Source organism: Natribaculum luteum (assembly GCF_023008545.1).
GTDB classification, from domain to species: domain Archaea; phylum Halobacteriota; class Halobacteria; order Halobacteriales; family Natrialbaceae; genus Natribaculum; species Natribaculum luteum.
The window spans coordinates 327,891-343,329 of sequence record NZ_CP095397.1; the positions used below are offsets into that span (position 1 = coordinate 327,891).

General features: G+C 67.1%; 10 protein-coding genes. 5 read left to right on the top strand and 5 right to left on the bottom strand.

Going from position 1 to position 15,439, the window contains the following annotated elements; all coding sequences use genetic code 11:
* Nucleotides 1-84 precede the first annotated feature (84 nt).
* Both MU558_RS01795 and MU558_RS01800 read left to right on the top strand, forming a co-directional pair.
* Nucleotides 85-3,174, top strand: coding sequence for an efflux RND transporter permease subunit (locus tag MU558_RS01795; RefSeq protein ID WP_246971441.1), 3,090 nt, complete (start codon nucleotides 85-87; stop codon nucleotides 3,172-3,174).
* Nucleotides 3,171-3,938, top strand: a complete 768-nt coding sequence (locus MU558_RS01800) for a TrmB family transcriptional regulator (protein WP_246971442.1) — start codon at nucleotides 3,171-3,173, stop codon at nucleotides 3,936-3,938. Before MU558_RS01795 ends, MU558_RS01800 begins: the two co-directional genes overlap by 4 nt.
* 20 nt (nucleotides 3,939-3,958) lie before the next feature.
* Here MU558_RS01800 and MU558_RS01805 read toward each other — a convergent pair whose 3' ends face one another.
* Entirely contained in the window at nucleotides 3,959-5,026 is a 1,068-nt protein-coding gene (locus tag MU558_RS01805; RefSeq protein ID WP_246971443.1) for an mRNA surveillance protein pelota, read from the bottom strand.
* Nucleotides 5,027-5,219: 193 nt separating this feature from the next.
* Here MU558_RS01805 and MU558_RS01810 point away from each other — a divergent pair, with 193 nt between their 5' ends.
* Nucleotides 5,220-5,741: a hypothetical protein gene (locus MU558_RS01810; protein WP_246971444.1), complete on the top strand. Its 522-nt coding sequence runs from the start codon at nucleotides 5,220-5,222 to the stop codon at nucleotides 5,739-5,741.
* 34 nt (nucleotides 5,742-5,775) lie between these two features.
* Here the strand turns inward: MU558_RS01810 and rqcH are convergent, their stop codons facing one another.
* Together rqcH and MU558_RS01820 are read right to left on the bottom strand one after the other, a co-directional pair.
* Nucleotides 5,776-7,908 carry a ribosome rescue protein RqcH gene (gene rqcH, locus MU558_RS01815; protein WP_246971445.1) on the bottom strand — a complete coding sequence of 711 codons (2,133 nt, stop codon included), beginning with the start codon at nucleotides 7,906-7,908 and terminating at the stop codon, nucleotides 5,776-5,778.
* 72 nt (nucleotides 7,909-7,980) lie between these two features.
* Nucleotides 7,981-9,492 carry a molybdopterin-dependent oxidoreductase gene (locus MU558_RS01820; protein WP_246971448.1) on the bottom strand — a complete coding sequence of 504 codons (1,512 nt, stop codon included), beginning with the start codon at nucleotides 9,490-9,492 and terminating at the stop codon, nucleotides 7,981-7,983.
* A gap of 245 nt (nucleotides 9,493-9,737) precedes the next feature.
* On the opposite strand from MU558_RS01820, the gene MU558_RS01825 reads away from it, so the two are divergent.
* A complete protein-coding gene (locus MU558_RS01825) occupies nucleotides 9,738-10,574 on the top strand; it encodes a ZIP family metal transporter (RefSeq protein ID WP_246971450.1) in 837 nt (278 codons plus the stop codon).
* A gap of 118 nt (nucleotides 10,575-10,692) precedes the next feature.
* On the opposite strand, the gene MU558_RS01830 is transcribed toward MU558_RS01825, so the two are convergent.
* Nucleotides 10,693-12,354 (bottom strand): tRNA uridine(34) 5-carboxymethylaminomethyl modification radical SAM/GNAT enzyme Elp3, encoded by a 1,662-nt coding sequence (locus tag MU558_RS01830; protein WP_246971453.1) that lies wholly within the window; start codon nucleotides 12,352-12,354, stop codon nucleotides 10,693-10,695.
* A gap of 72 nt (nucleotides 12,355-12,426) precedes the next feature.
* Nucleotides 12,427-12,930 (bottom strand): DUF411 domain-containing protein, encoded by a 504-nt coding sequence (locus tag MU558_RS01835; protein ID WP_246971456.1) that lies wholly within the window; start codon nucleotides 12,928-12,930, stop codon nucleotides 12,427-12,429.
* 139 nt (nucleotides 12,931-13,069) lie between these two features.
* Between MU558_RS01835 and mbhE the strand changes: the two genes are divergently transcribed.
* Nucleotides 13,070-15,424 (top strand): hydrogen gas-evolving membrane-bound hydrogenase subunit E, encoded by a 2,355-nt coding sequence (gene mbhE / locus MU558_RS01840; protein WP_246971457.1) that lies wholly within the window; start codon nucleotides 13,070-13,072, stop codon nucleotides 15,422-15,424.
* Nucleotides 15,425-15,439 lie beyond the last annotated feature (15 nt).

Genomic DNA, 15,439 nt, shown 5'->3' on the forward strand with positions numbered 1-15,439 from the left:
CAGCTATATGTGCCACCGTTTAGTAGGATCGTAACAACAGATGCCCGTAGCGACTAGATCGACGAGAGGGCGGGGTGTCGTCGAATGAGCGTCCCGGATCGAGTCGCCGACGCGATCACGACCCACAGCAAGGTCGTCCTCGCCGCCTTGCTCGTGACGACCGTGCTGGTCGGTTCGGGTGTGACGGCACTCGACGACGACTCCTCGCTCGAGCAGTTCGAGAGCGAGTCGCCCGAAGCCCAGGCGTCGGAGTACGTCAACCAGAACTTCACCGTCGAGGAGACGGAGAACACGACGACGGTCCAGTTGATCGTCAGAGGAGAGAACGTCCTCACGAGAGAGTCGCTGCTCGACTCGCTCGAGTTCCAGCAGGCGATCCGCGACGACGAGTCGATCGACGCGACACTGGCGAACGAGACGCCGATCGTCGGCGTCGAGAACGTCGTCGCCACGAGCGTCGTCCGCGGCGAACAGGCCGAGGAACTCCGCCAGCGAGGCGCCGAACTCGAGCAGCGACGGGCGCAACTGAACGCGACGGCCGACCGACTCGAGGCCTCGTTGAACGAGACGCGCGAACTCGAGCGCGAGTACGTCGCGTTGAACGCCTCCTACGAGCGCGGCGAGATAAACGCGAGTCAGTACCAGACGCAGTCGCAGGAACTCGAAGGCGAGTTCGACCGCGTGTTCGCTTCGGCGACGACCGACCTCGACGACGACCAGGCCGCGAAGTTCCGGGAGGCGATGACGAACGTGCGGGTCGTCGAGCGACAGTTCGTCGAACTCGAGCGAGCCAACGAGTCCGGTCAGGTCAGTCCCGAGGAGTACGACCGGCGACTTGCAGAGCTCCAGGAACAACTCGAGGGCGTCTACCAGCAGGGGACGATGGGCGTCCTCCAGTCGGACTTCGAGCAACTCGAGGAAGACGCCGCCCAGCTCGAGGCCGACCAGCGCGAACTCGAGACGGCCGGCCAGCCGCCGCTCGAGGAACAGATCGAGGCCCTCGAAGATCTCGACGACGAGGAGTTCGAGTCCGTCCTCGAGGAGACGCTCTCGGAGGACGGCGAGAACGACCTCGCGCTCGGCCTGATGTCGTCGTCGTACGAACTGGGCTCGACGAGCGCCGAAGCCCGGATGATCTTCGTTACGCAGTCGACCGACCGCGGCGAGTTCCAGGGGCCGGGATCGGTCGACGAGGGGATCGCCGAGACGCAACTCGAGATCCGCGAGATGGCCGACGACCGCGACCAGGAGTACGTCGTCTTCGGTGCCGGCGTCATCACAGACGAGATCGACCGCTCGATGGGCGACAGTCTGGCGATCGTCGGCCCGCTGGCGTTGCTGTTCGTCGTCGTCGCGTTGCTCGTCGCCTACCGCGACCTGCTCGACATCGTCCTCGGCGTCGCGGGAATCGTGGCCGTGCTGGTCTGGACGTTTGGCTTCATGGGCTGGGCCGGGATCGCGTTCAACCAGATGTTCGTCGCCGTCCCCGTCCTGCTGATCGGCCTGTCGATCGACTACGCGATTCACGTCTTCATGCGCCACCGGGAGCAACGCGAGGCCCAACGCGCCCGTGGCGACGTCCGGGGCTCGATGCGCGTCGCGCTCGCGGGCGTCGGCGTCGCGCTCGTCTGGGTGACGGCGACCACCGTCATCGGGTTCCTCGCCAACCTCGTCAGCCCGATCGGCCCGATCCGCGAGTTCGGCGTCGTCAGCGCCGTCGGCATCCTCGCCGCCCTGGTCGTCTTCGGCGCGCTGATCCCCGCCGCGAAGGTCGAACTCGACTCGTTCCTCGAGTCCCACGGCTTCGATCGCCGCAAACGCGCGTTCGGTACCGGCGGCGGCCGATTCAGCGACGTCCTCACCGTCGGCTCCGTGGCCGCGCGGAAGGCGCCGCTCGCCGTCCTCCTCGTGACGCTCCTGCTGACCGCCGGGGGCGTCTACGGTGCGACCCAGGTCGACACCAGTTTCAACCAGGAAGACTTCCTCGCGGAGAGTCCACCAGAGTGGACCGACCGTCTCCCCGAACCGTTCCAGCCTGGCGAGTACGGCGCCAAGGAGGACCTCGAGTACGTCAACCAGAACTTCCAGCGCGAGGACTTGCAGGCACAGATCCTCGTACGGGGCGACGTTACGGACGACCAGACGCTCGAGCGGATCGCGGACGCCGAGGCCGACGCGAACGACAGCGACGTCGCCTACGTTCCCCCGGGCGGCGAGGCCGACGTCCAGAGCCCGCTGTCGGTCATGGAACGAGTCGCCGCCGAAAACGAGTCGTTCAACGCCTCGTACGCGGCTGCCGACACGGACGGCGACGGCGTCCCGGACCGGAACGTCGAAGAGCTGTACGACCAGCTGTTCGAGGTCGATCCCGGTGCTGGCGAGGTAATCTACCGGACCGACGACGGCGAGTACGAGGCGGTCCGACTGGTCGTCTCGATCAAAAGCGACGCCGCGAGCGGCGACACGACCGAGCAGATGCGCGCCATCGCGGCGACGATCGACGACGGCGACGACGGCCGCTGGAGCGCGATCGCGACCGGCGACCCCGTCGTCAACCACATCGTCGAACAGGACCTGCTCGGGACGGTCTTCGAGAGCCTACTGATTACGCTCGTGGTCGTCTTCGGCTTCCTCTCGCTGGCCTACCGTGCGACGGGCAACAGCGCGACGCTGGGCGCGGTGACGCTGTTACCCGTCGCGTTCTCGGTCAGCTGGATCCTCGGCTCGATGTACCTCATGGGCATGTCGTTCAACGTGCTCACGGGGATGATCACGAGTCTCACGATCGGTCTCGGCGTCGCCTACAGCATCCACGTCAGTTCCCGCTACACGCTCGAACTCGAGCGCCAGGGCAACGTCTGGGACGCGATGAATACGACGGTGACCGGCACCGGCGGCGCGTTGCTCGGCAGTGCGGCGACGACCGTCGGCGGCTTCGGCACGCTCGCGCTCGCGATCTTGCCCGTGCTCCGCCAGTTCGGCATCATTACCGGACTCACGATCGTCTACGCGTTCCTCGCGAGCGTGCTCGTCCTGCCGACGCTGCTGGTGCTGTGGACGCGCTATCTCGGTCCCGACGTCTCCTTCGAGACCGGGACGACGAGGACGCCGACCCCGACGGCGAGCGACGGGGGCTCGGACGAGCGCGACCCGGCCGGAGGTGGCGACGAGTGAGCCCCGCACCCGGCGAGGCGGACGCACTCGAGGCGTTCGAGCAACTCGGGCTCACCAGCTACGAGGCGAAGGTCTTCATCGCGCTCCAGCAACTCGGCTCGGGCACCGCACGCGACGTCGCCCGCGTCGCCGACGTCCCGCGCTCGCAGGTCTACAGCGTCGCCGAGAGCCTGGAGGAGCGAGGACTGCTCGAGGTCCAGCAGTCGAGCCCGATCCGGTACCGGCCGGTCAGCGTCGACGAGGCGCGAGAGACCCTCCGCGAGCGGTTCGAGAGCGAGCAGGAGCGGGCCTTCGAGTACGTCGAGGAAGTCCGCGAGGAGTCTGTCGGCCAAGAAGCACAGGAGGACATCTGGACGATTCGCGGTCGCGAACGCGTCGACGACCGCGTCGTCGACCTGGTCTCCGACGCCCGCGAGCAGGTCATCTTCGGAACTCGACTCCCCTCGTTGCTCACCGACGACATCGAGGACGCACTCGAGGAGCGTGCGACGAGCGGCGTCGACGTCTTCGGTATCAGCGCCACCACGGCGGTCCGTGAGCGCCTGGAGGAACTGTCCGGGGTGTCGACGTTCTCGCCGCCTGCCTTCCGAGAGGACGACGAACGCTCCGGCCGAATCGTCCTCGTCGACGACGACAGCCTCCTGTTGAGCGTCGTCGACGACGACGGCAGCGAGACCGCCATCTGGAGTTCGGGGTCGCTGTTCGCCTCGGTGTTGATCCAGTTGATCGAGGCGGGCGACGAGACGCCGGCGGAGTCGCGCTAAGGAGAACCGGGCCCCTCTCGTCACTCGAGTCGGTACCGGAGCAGCGCCGCGATGCCACCCAGGTTCGCCAGTTGCTGGCCGGGCGGGAACTCACTCGAGAAGACCGTCACCTCGCCGCCTTTCTGTTCCGTGGTCTGGACGATGTCGTCGACGTCGACGTCCCACTCGCCGTCGGGACCGCGTTCCTGTCGGAGTCGATCGTCGAGCACGAGCAGTCGCTCGATCGCGCCGTACTCGGCGGCCTTCTTCACCTCCTCCGGGCCGTAGGCGGCTTTCGCCCCCTCGGCGATGCGACGGGTGAGTTCGTCGATCGCCTCGGCCTCGCTCTCGATCCTGGTCTCCTGCTGGACGTCCGCGACCGCGCCGCGTTTCAGCACCTCGTGGACCCCCCGGTCGCCGACGCTTGCCGTGTCGACCATCGTCACCTGCGCTGCGACCTCGGGTTCGTTCTTCTCTAGGTACTTCAGGGCGTCCTGTTTCGTAAAGCCGGGGCCGGCGAGGATGATCGCGTCGACGTCGAGTCGTTTCAGTACCGACGCGAGTTCGGCGAACAGTTCCGACCGCTCCCGGGCGAACTCGCCCTTGCCGGTCGGTCCCGTGATCGTCGCCCGTTCCTCGGTGCCGTACTGGGCGACGGTGTGGACGTGCGCCTGCCCTTCCTCGACGGTCGCGATGGCGACGTCGGGGTTCTCGGTCGCCTCCGCGGCCTCCTCGAGGCGTTCCTCCTGGTCGGGTTTGAACCGCTTCTCGATCGAGATCTCGTCGCGCTCTTCGACGTTGAGCGTGTGGTGAAAGCCGAGCTGGTCCTCCCGGGAGCAGGCGACGATCTCGCCGCCGACTCGCAGGCGGTTGGCGAACTTGTGGAATTCGATGGTATCGACGGCGATCGCGACCCACATGTGCTCGCGCTCCCCGCCAGTGTCGCGCATCTGGTCGTCGTTGCGCTGGATCCGGCGGGTCGTATCACCCGCGACGCGGTCGCCGGGCTCCAGGACGTACTGGAGGTGCCAGAGGTCGTCAAGACTCTCCGGGACGACCGTGATCCGCTCGCGGCCGCCCTCGACCTGCTCCCGGTCTTTGATCTGCATGCCCGTGCGTTCTCGGGGTGCGGGTAAGTGGTCTGCGATCCACTCAGGATCGGTCCGGCGGTCCCGCGACCCCGTTCCCGGACCCTCCGTACCGCCGGCGATCGGTTCGTATTGGCCTGACTGCTGTCATGGGTGAGAGTATCCACTATAGTAAGGGTCCAGTGGTATCCCTGTGGTAACCCTCCCTCCTGGTATGAAGCTCGCACACGTGACGCTCCTCGAAGACTTCGGAACCCGATCGCTCACCATTCACGGAATCATGGTCCTCGCGTTCGCTAACGCGATCCTGGCGGGCCTGTTCGTCACGGGTCAGGTGGGCCTCGTCTCGTTCGTCGCCCTGCTCAACTTCACCGCGGGGCTGTGGGTCGCCCACTCGATCCACTCCCTCGGCAACGAGGTCGGTGACGACGACTACGCCGGAGTGGTGAACGAACTGTTCGAGACCGACACCGACGACGCTGGCGAGGGACTCGACGCCGGTCGCTTCGGTCGCCTGCTCGGGCTGATCGCGGCCGTGACCGCGATGGCGCTGTTGACCTCGGCACAGGTCCTCTCGGGGTCGATCCTCTCGATCGCCGTCGTCGCCATCGGGGCGGTCGCCGTCGTGACCGCGATCGTCGGCTTCCTGATCGCGCTTGGCGCGTCCTACGACGAGAGCCAGCAGCGGTGGGTCGACAGACAGGAAGGGAACCCGGACGTGGACACGGTCGACTGAGAACGAGTGGGGACGGAACGACGATTCCGGTGGCTCACTCCTCGGCGATCCGACTCCCGCCCGGCGGCAGGAAGTGCTGAATCTGGTCCGGGCTGGCGATCTTCCGCACGAACGACTCGTCCTCGAACCGCTCGCGAAGCCGCCGGTAGATCCGCTTTGCGACGTCCGCCTGTGCGAACCGACCCGGCTCGACATCGAGCGTCGTCACCGCCGGCTCCTCGATGGCCGACGGCGGTCCGCCGATCACCCGCGTGTAGGGCTCACACTGGATGCCTACCGCGACGCCGACCGGCGTGTCGTCGAGGTAGGTGCGCTCGCCGCGAACCGCGAACCCGCCTTTCTCGAGGTACTCGCCGCTCTCGGGCGTCTTCGAGACCTGGTCTGACTCGACGACGTAGACGTCGCCCGCGTAGCGGCCGTCCTTCCAGACCGACGAGTAGGAGACGGCGAACTGGGCGGCCTCCTCGACGCTCGAGTCCGGAATCTCGATGTCGCCCGAGGACGCCTCGCTCGGATCGGTCGCTTTGAGCACCGTGACGGGGCCGCCGTGGGCCTGCGTGTGCAACACCTTGTCGCCGCGTTCCAGGTACTTTTTGACGAGTTCCTCGTTCTGGTCGGCGTTGCGCCCGCCGATGACGAGAAAGCCGTCGCTCGTGTGGAACCACCGGAAGCGTTCGTACCACTGCTCGTCCGTCCGGATCGGTACCGAGGGCTCGGCGAGCCAGTCGCGTTCTTCGCCCTCGCCTTCTTCCACCTCGGCCTCGCGGTCAGTCTCGTCCGACGCCTCCCACTCGTCGCGGCGGCGCTTGATCTCCTCGAGTTCCTCGCGCGTGTCCTCGATCGCCGCGAGCGCGCCCTCTTTCTTCTCGGCGACGCGTTTCGCCTCGGTGTAGAGGCGATCGGCGTTCTGCTCGACGCCATCGCGGGCGATCAGTTCGATCCGCTCGCCGTCTACCTCGACCGTCACCGTCCCCTCGCGGCCGTCGACGTCGACGACCGCCTCGGCGGCCTCGATGCCGCGTTCTTTCCCCTCCTCGAATCGCTCCTCGATCTCGTCCCACGGGCGATCTTGCTCGCGCGCCTGCTGGACCGTCGAGAGGATCTCGTCGACCAGTCCGTAGTTCGCGTACAGCAGTTCGGCCTTCTCGCGTTCTGACTCGGCCTGCCGTTCGAATCCCTCGATCGCCCCCTGCTGCTGTTCGATGATCCGCTCGTGTTTCGCGATTCGTTCCTCGAAGTCCGGCCGTTGCTGGGTGGGCGACTCCGGTTCGTCTTCGGAGAGGTCCAGCCGGAAGAAGTAATCGTCGAGCGCCTCGAGGAACGTGTCGGAGGGCTCTGTCGCGAGGTCGGCGTTCTCCTCGAGCGGGAACGGCGTGACGTCGACGACGCGGTCCGTTCCCGTCCCTGCGTCGTCGCCGGACTCGAGGTAGAGTCGCGGCTCGAGATTCGCGTTTCGCAAGTCGAGTGCGAGCCGTTCGATCGCCTCGTAGAGCCGGTCGTACTCGGCCTCGCCGGCGTCGTCGATGTCGAGGCTCTTCTCGACGCCCGCACGGGTACACAGCTCTTCGGCGTAGAGCCCGCCGAAGTTGAGCTGGGTCGCGAGGGTGCGGACGACGTCGGTGTCCGACTCGTCCATCTCGTGGTCGAACACCTCTCGGGAGACCGCCAGCGGGTTGGTCCGGGACTCGGGGAACTCGTAACGCGAGCCCGGCACCACGGTGCGAGACTTCAGACGGACCGTCTCGAGGCAGTCGATCACCTCGTACTCGCCGTCGGTGACGGCGACGTTACCCTGGCCGAACAGTTCGGCGATGATCCGCGTCGTGCCGTCCTCGCGCTCGAAGACGAACTCGAGGATGCGGTCGAACTCGTACTGTTCGATGCCGACGAAGTCCGCCCCCGACAGGCGGTTGCGAAGCATCATCGCGAACTGCGGCGGTCGACCGGGGGCGTCGGGGACGCGCTCTGGCGAGACGGTGTGGGCGCGCTTGATCTCCCCGACCTCGATCAGCAGTTCGACGCGACCGCGATCGAAGTCCCGCATCTTCAGCCTGACGAGGTCGTCGCCGTAGAGGTAGGCCTTGTCGACTTTCGCCCCCTCGTAGCTCCCGAGTTCCCCGACGAGGGCAGCGAGGTCGACGCTGGTGAGTTCCCGCTTTGGATCCATGCGTTACACTGCCCGGTCCGGTCAAAAAGGCGTGTCGCTCCGACGGAGCCAGACGGCCGCAGGCCGCATCGATCACACCGAAATCGTCTCGCTCACCCACCCGCTCGAGCCGCTCGGATACGGACTCTCCTCTTCTGCTGGCTGGAGGGTCCCCGTCCCGTCGATCGCCCGGACGACGACCTCGTGGTCGCCGGCGGGCGGCTCCCAGGTGTACTGCCACTGTCGCCAGGCGTCGCGTTCGCCGAGGACGTGCTCCGAGGGCAGGGGCTCGCTGAGCTCCGCCGCCTCCCAGCTGTCGCCGCCGTCGACCGACACCTCGACGGTCTCGATTCCGCGGCTACCGGCGTAGGCGTGCCCGCCGACCTGCACCCGTCCGTCCGCGCGCTCGTTTACCGTCCAGAGCTTCGCGACCGTGTTGACTGGCCCCGTCCCGTGCCAGCCGCGCTCCTCCCAGTAGCCCTCGACCTCCCGATCGAGCACCTCGATCTCGGTCACCCACTTGACGTTGATCTCCCCCCAGTGGCCGGGAACGAGCAGCCTGACCGGATGGCCGTGTTCGCGCGGCAGCGACTCGCCGTTCATCCCGAAGGCGAGAAAGCCCCGCTCGAGTGCAGCGATCGGGAACTGTTCGTAGTAGTCGTCTGCCGCCCGGACCATCACGCACTCACAGCCGCCGCCGGGATCCGCCCGCTCGAGCAACGTCGCGACCGGAACGGCCGTCCAGATCGCATTGTCGAGCAGGTCGCCGTTGAGCTGTTCGCCGACGCAGCGGAGCGTGTTGTACCCCGTTCGGACGTCGCCGTCGACGAGTTCGTCGTACGTCACCGTGAACGACGAGTCGACCGCGCCGGTGACCGAGAGCGTCCACTCCGACGCCTCGAGGACCGGATCGACGTTGTTGATGTCCACCTCGTAGAAGTCGTCGATCCCACTGACGAGGCCGGGGATGCCGTCTATCTCGAGGGTTCGTTCGTCCGCCTGCTCTCGAAGCGTCGCTGCATCCGCCGCTCTCGCAGCTTCGGGGAGTTCGTGGTCGATGTCGGTCGCCCGCCTCGAGCCGAGCGCGTACGAGAGTGCGCCGAACGCGACCGCGCCGGCGCTCGCGGCGAGAACCCGACGGCGGACCGAGTCGACGGTGCCGTCCGGCGAGCCCGGATCGGCGGGAGCGGCAGCCACCGCCAGCACGACGGCGGGAGCCGCTGCCCCGACCGAGGAGAGCGCGGAACCGCTCAGGAGCCACGCGAGCACCAGCGTCGTCCCGCCGACGAGCACGGCGACGCTCACTCGAGACGGGATCGAGACTCGAGCGGCCATCGCGTCGGCGACCAGCAGTCCGACGTAATTCGCGGTCGCGAACAGGACGACCGTCAGTGCGACCGCGGTGAGGTACGCCAGTAGCTCGCCGAGGTAGCCCAGCTCCTCGATGGCGAACGCGACGAGTTCGGCCGGCGTCGCTCGCACGACGACCGCGTCGACCGGTGCGACGACGAACGACTGCCGGAGTCCCGAGACGGCGAACGAGCCGGCGACTGCGACGAGTCCGGCGAGCAGTGCGACGATCGATCGCTGTCCGGGTCGGATCACGACTGGACCTCGAGACCGGGGTTCGCCGGCCGATCGCGTTCTCGGAGCCAGTTCGTCGACGACGGGCTGTTCATGAGGGAGAGGCGGAATGCTGGTCGGTTATAGTCGTGTGATCGTTCAGACGGCAATCACGAGCTACCGCATCGCCACGTCGTCGGTCGCGGTGCTACCGTCCGCCCAACGAGCGATTTCCCGCCGACTATCGTCGCGAACGATATTTACGGGCGACTGACCAACGCTGTGGTATGCCGTCACTTGGAGAGGTCCTGCTCGTCGCGACGATCGCCGGCTGTGCGACCGGTATCGGCGCACTGCCGACGCTCGTCACCGACCGGGTGAGCCACCGCGTCTACGACGCTGCGCTCGGACTCGCCGCCGGCGTCATGATCGGCGCGGCGGTGTTCGCTCTCGTCGTTCCCGGGCTCGACCTCGGCTCGCCCTGGGAGGTCGTCGCCGGCATCGTCCTCGGTGGTGGCTTCCTGCTCGCGGCGAACGAACTCCTCCCGCACCTCCACCTCCACTTTCGGGGCGAACAGGTCGAGGGAACCGTCGCACTCGAGGAACGAAACCCGGCCGAGGCCATCTCGACGGAACCGCTCGAGATGGCCGAAGACCCGTACAGGCCCGCCGACGACCTGCGGCGGGCGATCCTCGTCGGGGCGACGGTGACGATCCACAACGTCCCCGAGGGACTCGCCGTCGGCATCGCGTTCGCCAGCGGCGAGGCAGGCCTCGGGTTCGCCATCGCGACGGCTATCGCCGTCCAGAACGTCCCCGACGGCTTCGCGATGGCCGTCCCCGCCACGCGCGCCGGCGTCTCGAAGACGAAGACGCTCCTTTACACGACGATCTCGGGCGGCGTCCCGGAACCGATCGCCGCCGTCGCCGGCTTCGCGCTCGTCGCCGTCGTCACCGATCTCTTCCCGCTGGCCGCAGGCTTCGCCGCCGGCGCGATGATCGCCGTCGTCTTCCGCGAACTCGTCCCCTCGAGTCACGGCCACGGCTACGCCGACACCGCGACGGCGGCGTTCGTGCTGGGCTTTGCGGTCATGCTCGTCGTCGATACCGTACTCGCGGTGTGATACTGCCGGACAAAACGGGTCACACGCTGATCGCACGCGAGACGCCGTCGCCGACGACACACTCGAGTCGCGACCGGGCGTGTACTGACTCGAGCAGTACGAGGATCGGTCCGAACGCTCAGAGTCGCTTGCTCACGTACGGCCCGTCCTGGTGGTAGCCGAGTTTGTTCCGGTAGTACTCCCGCGCGCCGATCCCCGAGATGACGCTGACCTTGTCGTAACCGGCGTCGGCGGCCAGTTCCTCGGCGCGCTCCATCAGCCGGCGGCCGTAGCCCCTGTGCTGGTGCTGGCCGCTCTCGCCGTCGCTCCCGACGGAGACCTCGGAGCCGTAGACGTGCAACTCGCGGACGAGTGCGGCGTTCTCGAGTTCCTCTCGGACGGGATCGTTCGGAAATCGCAGGCGACAGAAGCCGACGAGCAGGTCCTTGTCGAAGTCCTCGAAAGAGATGAAGTGTTCGGTGCCGCCGCAGGCCTCGTAGGTCAGGACGTCGAGTTCGACGTTCTCGGGTTCGGCGTCGTTCATGCCGGCTTCGCGACACCGAATGCAGTCACACGACCAGCCGTGGTCGTCCATACGCTGTCGGGCCAGCTGCCGGAGGTTCGACTTCCAGACGCCGGCGTCGATGAAGTCCGCGGGAATGTCCCGCTGGACGCGCTGGAGGCGGGTGTACCGGGGGATCATCGACTTGATCTCGGCGACGAGTTCCGCGGCTTCCTCGTTGTCGAGGGGCTCGTACTCGCCTTTGTGCCACCAGTCGTAGGTCGCGGTGCCCCGCACGATGAGCGTCGGGTAGATCTTCAGGTAGTCGGGCCGCCACTGAGTCGACTCGAACAGCTCCCGGAAGTCCTCGAGACACATCTCTTTCGACATGCCGGGCTGGCCGGGCATCATGTGGAAGCCGACCTTGAACGCCGAGTCGCGCAGCCGCCGGTTGGCGTCGATCGACTCGGCGACGCCGTGACCGCGGTGCATCTCGCGGTTGATCCGCTCGTAGGTGGTCTGGACGCCGACCTCGACTTTGGTTCCCCCGAGCTCGAGCATCCGGTCGATCTGTTCCGGGTCACACCAGTCCGGTTTGGTCTCGAAGGTCGTCCCGATGTTGCGGACGTCCGCCGTCTCGTTTTCGGCGATGACGTCCTCGACGTACTTCCACTCGTACTCCTCGGGGTCCTGTGCGAAGCTCTCTCCCTCTGCGGGCTCTGGTTCCTTGTCGACGTCGTAGTCGTTCATCGCCTCGAGCGCGCGCTTGACGAACCACTCCTGGTAGTCGTGGCTGCGGGCGGTCATCGTCCCGCCCATCAGGATCAACTCCACCTTGTCGACGGGGTGGCCGATCTCGCGCAACTGCTCGAGTCGCAGCGTCACCTGCCCGTAGGGGTCGTAGTCGTTCTGGACGCCGCGGGCGGCGGCAGGCTCCTCGCCCGTGTAGCTCTGGGAACTCGAGAACTCCGAGTCCGGTCCGCCGGGACAGTACAGACACTTCCCGTGGGGGCACCGCTCGGGGCTGGTCATGATCGCGACCGGCGAGACGCCCGAGGCGGTGCGAACCGGCTTGCGCTGGAGGACCGCCTCGAGTTCCTCGCGGCGTTCCTGTGGCGCGTAATCGAGGATCTCGGAGTTCTTGGGCACCTTCGGCGAGGAGTGTTCCGAACAGGCCTCGAGTTTCGCCGACTCGACCTCGTCGCGCTCGAGTTCTCCCTCGAGAATCCGCTCGACGAGCGTCTCGCAGACCCGTTCGAACGCCTCGGATTCGGTCGGATCGGGCGTCTCGGTACTCACTGTAGGTGTTTCGTCACCGTCGGCGAATAAGCGTGTCGGACTCGCGACCGGTCGCGGAACGTTCGACCGCGCTCAGACCTCGACGTACTCGAACACGTCGCCGCCCTCCTCGAACGCGACGATCGACAGCGGGTCGTCGCCGCGCGGACCCATTCCCGGCGAGTACTTGGACATTCCCGGCGCGGCGATCCCTCGCACCGCTGGCTCCTCCTCGAAGAGCCGTTCGATCGCCTCGAGCGGAACGTGACCCTCCACGAGGTAGTCGCCGAACTCGATCGTATGACAGCTCCAGGCGTCCTGTGGGACCGCCAGGTCGCGTTTGACCGTCTCGGGGTCGGCCGTCTCCTCGAGTTCGACGGCGAATCCGTGGTCGTCCAGGTAATCGGCGTAGGCCGAACAACAGCCACAGCTCGGGTCGTGGTGCTGAACGACGGTCGTGACCGGGATGGTCCCCGACCACGTCCAGTCGTCGTTCGGTTCGTCGGCGCGTTCGTCGCTCCCACCGAGACAGCCACTAACGGCGGAGAGCGTGATCGCCGTCCCGGCCGAACACAGCTTCCGTCGCGAAATTCGCATACGATCGAGGTCGCGAGTGACGTACATATAGCGTGCGATCGACTCACGCGAGCGGTCGGGCTTCGAGCGTCGGTCGCCGGCGGAGATACGCGCTCGGGTGAATCGTTAAGGCGAACCTGCTGGTATGCCTAGGGAGTGAATGAGTCCGGACCTATCGATCGTTCTTCTGGCCGTCGGGCTACCGTTCGTGATCGCGATCGCGACGCCGTTTCTGTTCCGCGTGCTCGGCGAACACACGGGGTACGCCGGTGCACTCGTCGCGCTGACGACGTTCGGCCTGCTCGGTTCGCAGTTCGGCGCCGACGGGACGGTCGCGCTGTCGTGGATTCCCACACTCGAGGTCGCGCTTCGCTTTACGGTCGACGGCTGGGCGCTGCTGTTCGCCCTGTTCGCGAGCGGCATCGGGGTGCTGATCTTCCTCTACTCGCCCGCGTACATGCACGGCGAGTCGGGGCTGATCAGGTACTACGCGGCGCTGCTCACGTTCATGGGCTCGATCGTCGGGGTCGCGCTGGCCGCCGACCTGATCGCGCTCTTCCTGTTCTGGGAACTCACCAGCCTCTCGTCGTTCGTGCTGATCGGCTTCTACACCGCCGACGACTCCTCGCAGTACGCCGCCCGGATGTCGATGCTCGTCACGGTCGGTGGCGGACTGTTCTTGCTCGTCGGGTTGCTGTTGCTCGCGTCGGTCGCTGGCGACGTACTCGGCGGATCCGCGTTCGACCTCGCGGCGATCCTCGCGAACGCCGACGAGATGCAAGCCGCGCTTCGCGACCGGGGACTCTTCGTGCCAGTGTTGGCGATGATCGCCGTCGGTGCGGCGACGAAGTCGGCCCAGGTGCCGGTCCACTTCTGGCTGCCGAACGCGATGGCAGCGCCGACGCCCGTCTCGGCGTTTCTCCACTCCGCGACGATGGTGAAAGTCGGCGTCTACCTGCTCGGACGGCTGCGGCCGCTGCTCGTGAGCCACGAGTGGACGCTACTGTTCGCGACCCTCGGGCTGGCGACGATGACGATCTGTGCGATCCTCGCCGTCGCCGCGACGGACATCAAGGAGTTGCTCGCCTACTCGACGGCGAGCCACCTCGGGCTGATGGTCGCCGGCTTTGGCTTCGCGTCGGCGGTCGGCGCGGAGGCGGGCGTCTTCCACCTGTTCAACCACGCGCTGTTCAAGGCGTCGCTGTTTCTCGTCGCCGGCATCGTCGCCCACGAGGCGGGAACGCGCCGGATCGACGACCTCGGCGGCCTTCGCCACGACCTCCCGGTGACGGCGGCCGTGACGGCGGTCGCCGCGCTCAGTATGGCCGGAATTCCGCCGTTCAACGGCTTCTACTCGAAGGAACTGCTCTTCGAGGCGACCGTCGAGGCCGCCCACGAACTCGGGACGGTCGGCTGGCTCTACCCGGCGGTCGCCGCGTTCGCGAGTATCTTCACCGTCCTCTACTCGCTGCGATTTCTCGGGCTCTTCTTCGGTAGCCGACCCGACGGGCTGGGCGACGTCCACCGACCGCCGGTGACGATGCTCCTTCCACCGGCCCTGCTCGCGGCGGCCGCCGCCGTCGTGAGCGTCGATCCCGAACTGGCCGTTCGAACGATCGTCCAGTCGGCCGTCGACGTGACGGCCACCGAGGCTCACGAGATGCACGTCGGCCTCCCGACGAGCGTCTCGCCGGCCGTCGGCATGAGCGCCGTCGCGATCGGCGTGGGCGCCGCCGCGTACCCCTCGTACGACCGTCTCCACCGGGGGGTCCGTTCGATCCCGGCCGCCGTGCCGCCGATCGGCGCGAACTGGTGGTACGACGCCGTCGTCGGTGGACTCGACGGGGCGAGCACTCGAGTCGCGAATCGGGTTCACAACGGCCACCTCAGGACGTACGCGACGTGGACGTTCGCCACCACCTGCGTCCTCGCACTCGCCGGGTTCGCCGCGGCGCACGTCGCGATTCCGACGATCGTCGCGTTCGACGTGTCGCTGGCGATCGCACTCGTCTTGCTCGTCGCCGTCGTCGCCACGCTCGCGGTGGCGATCGCACCCACGCACGTCACCGGCGTCCTCACGCTCTCGATCCTCGGGTTCATGGTCGCCATCGTCTACATCCTCGCCAGCGCGCCCGACCTCGCGTTGACCCAGCTCGTCGTCGAGACGCTCGTCCTCCTCATCTTCCTGCTGGTGATCGAGGAGCTACCCACCTATCCCGGGGGAAAACTGGCGACACCGACCGTCGGCCGCGACGCCGCCGTCTCCGCTCTCGTCGGCGTGACTGCTTTTCTCACGATCGTCCTCACGACCGACGCTCGCCCGGACGGTGCGACCTCGAGCGCGCGCTACTACGTCCAGAATGCTGTCGACGAGGGCGGCGGGACGAACGTCGTGAACGTAATCCTCGTCGACTTCCGCGGCTTCGACACGATGGGCGAGCTAATCGTCGTCTCGATCGCCGCGATCTCGGTGCTGACGCTGCTCGTCATGCGCTCGCGAGGTGAGTCGGAGTGACGGACTCTCTGACTG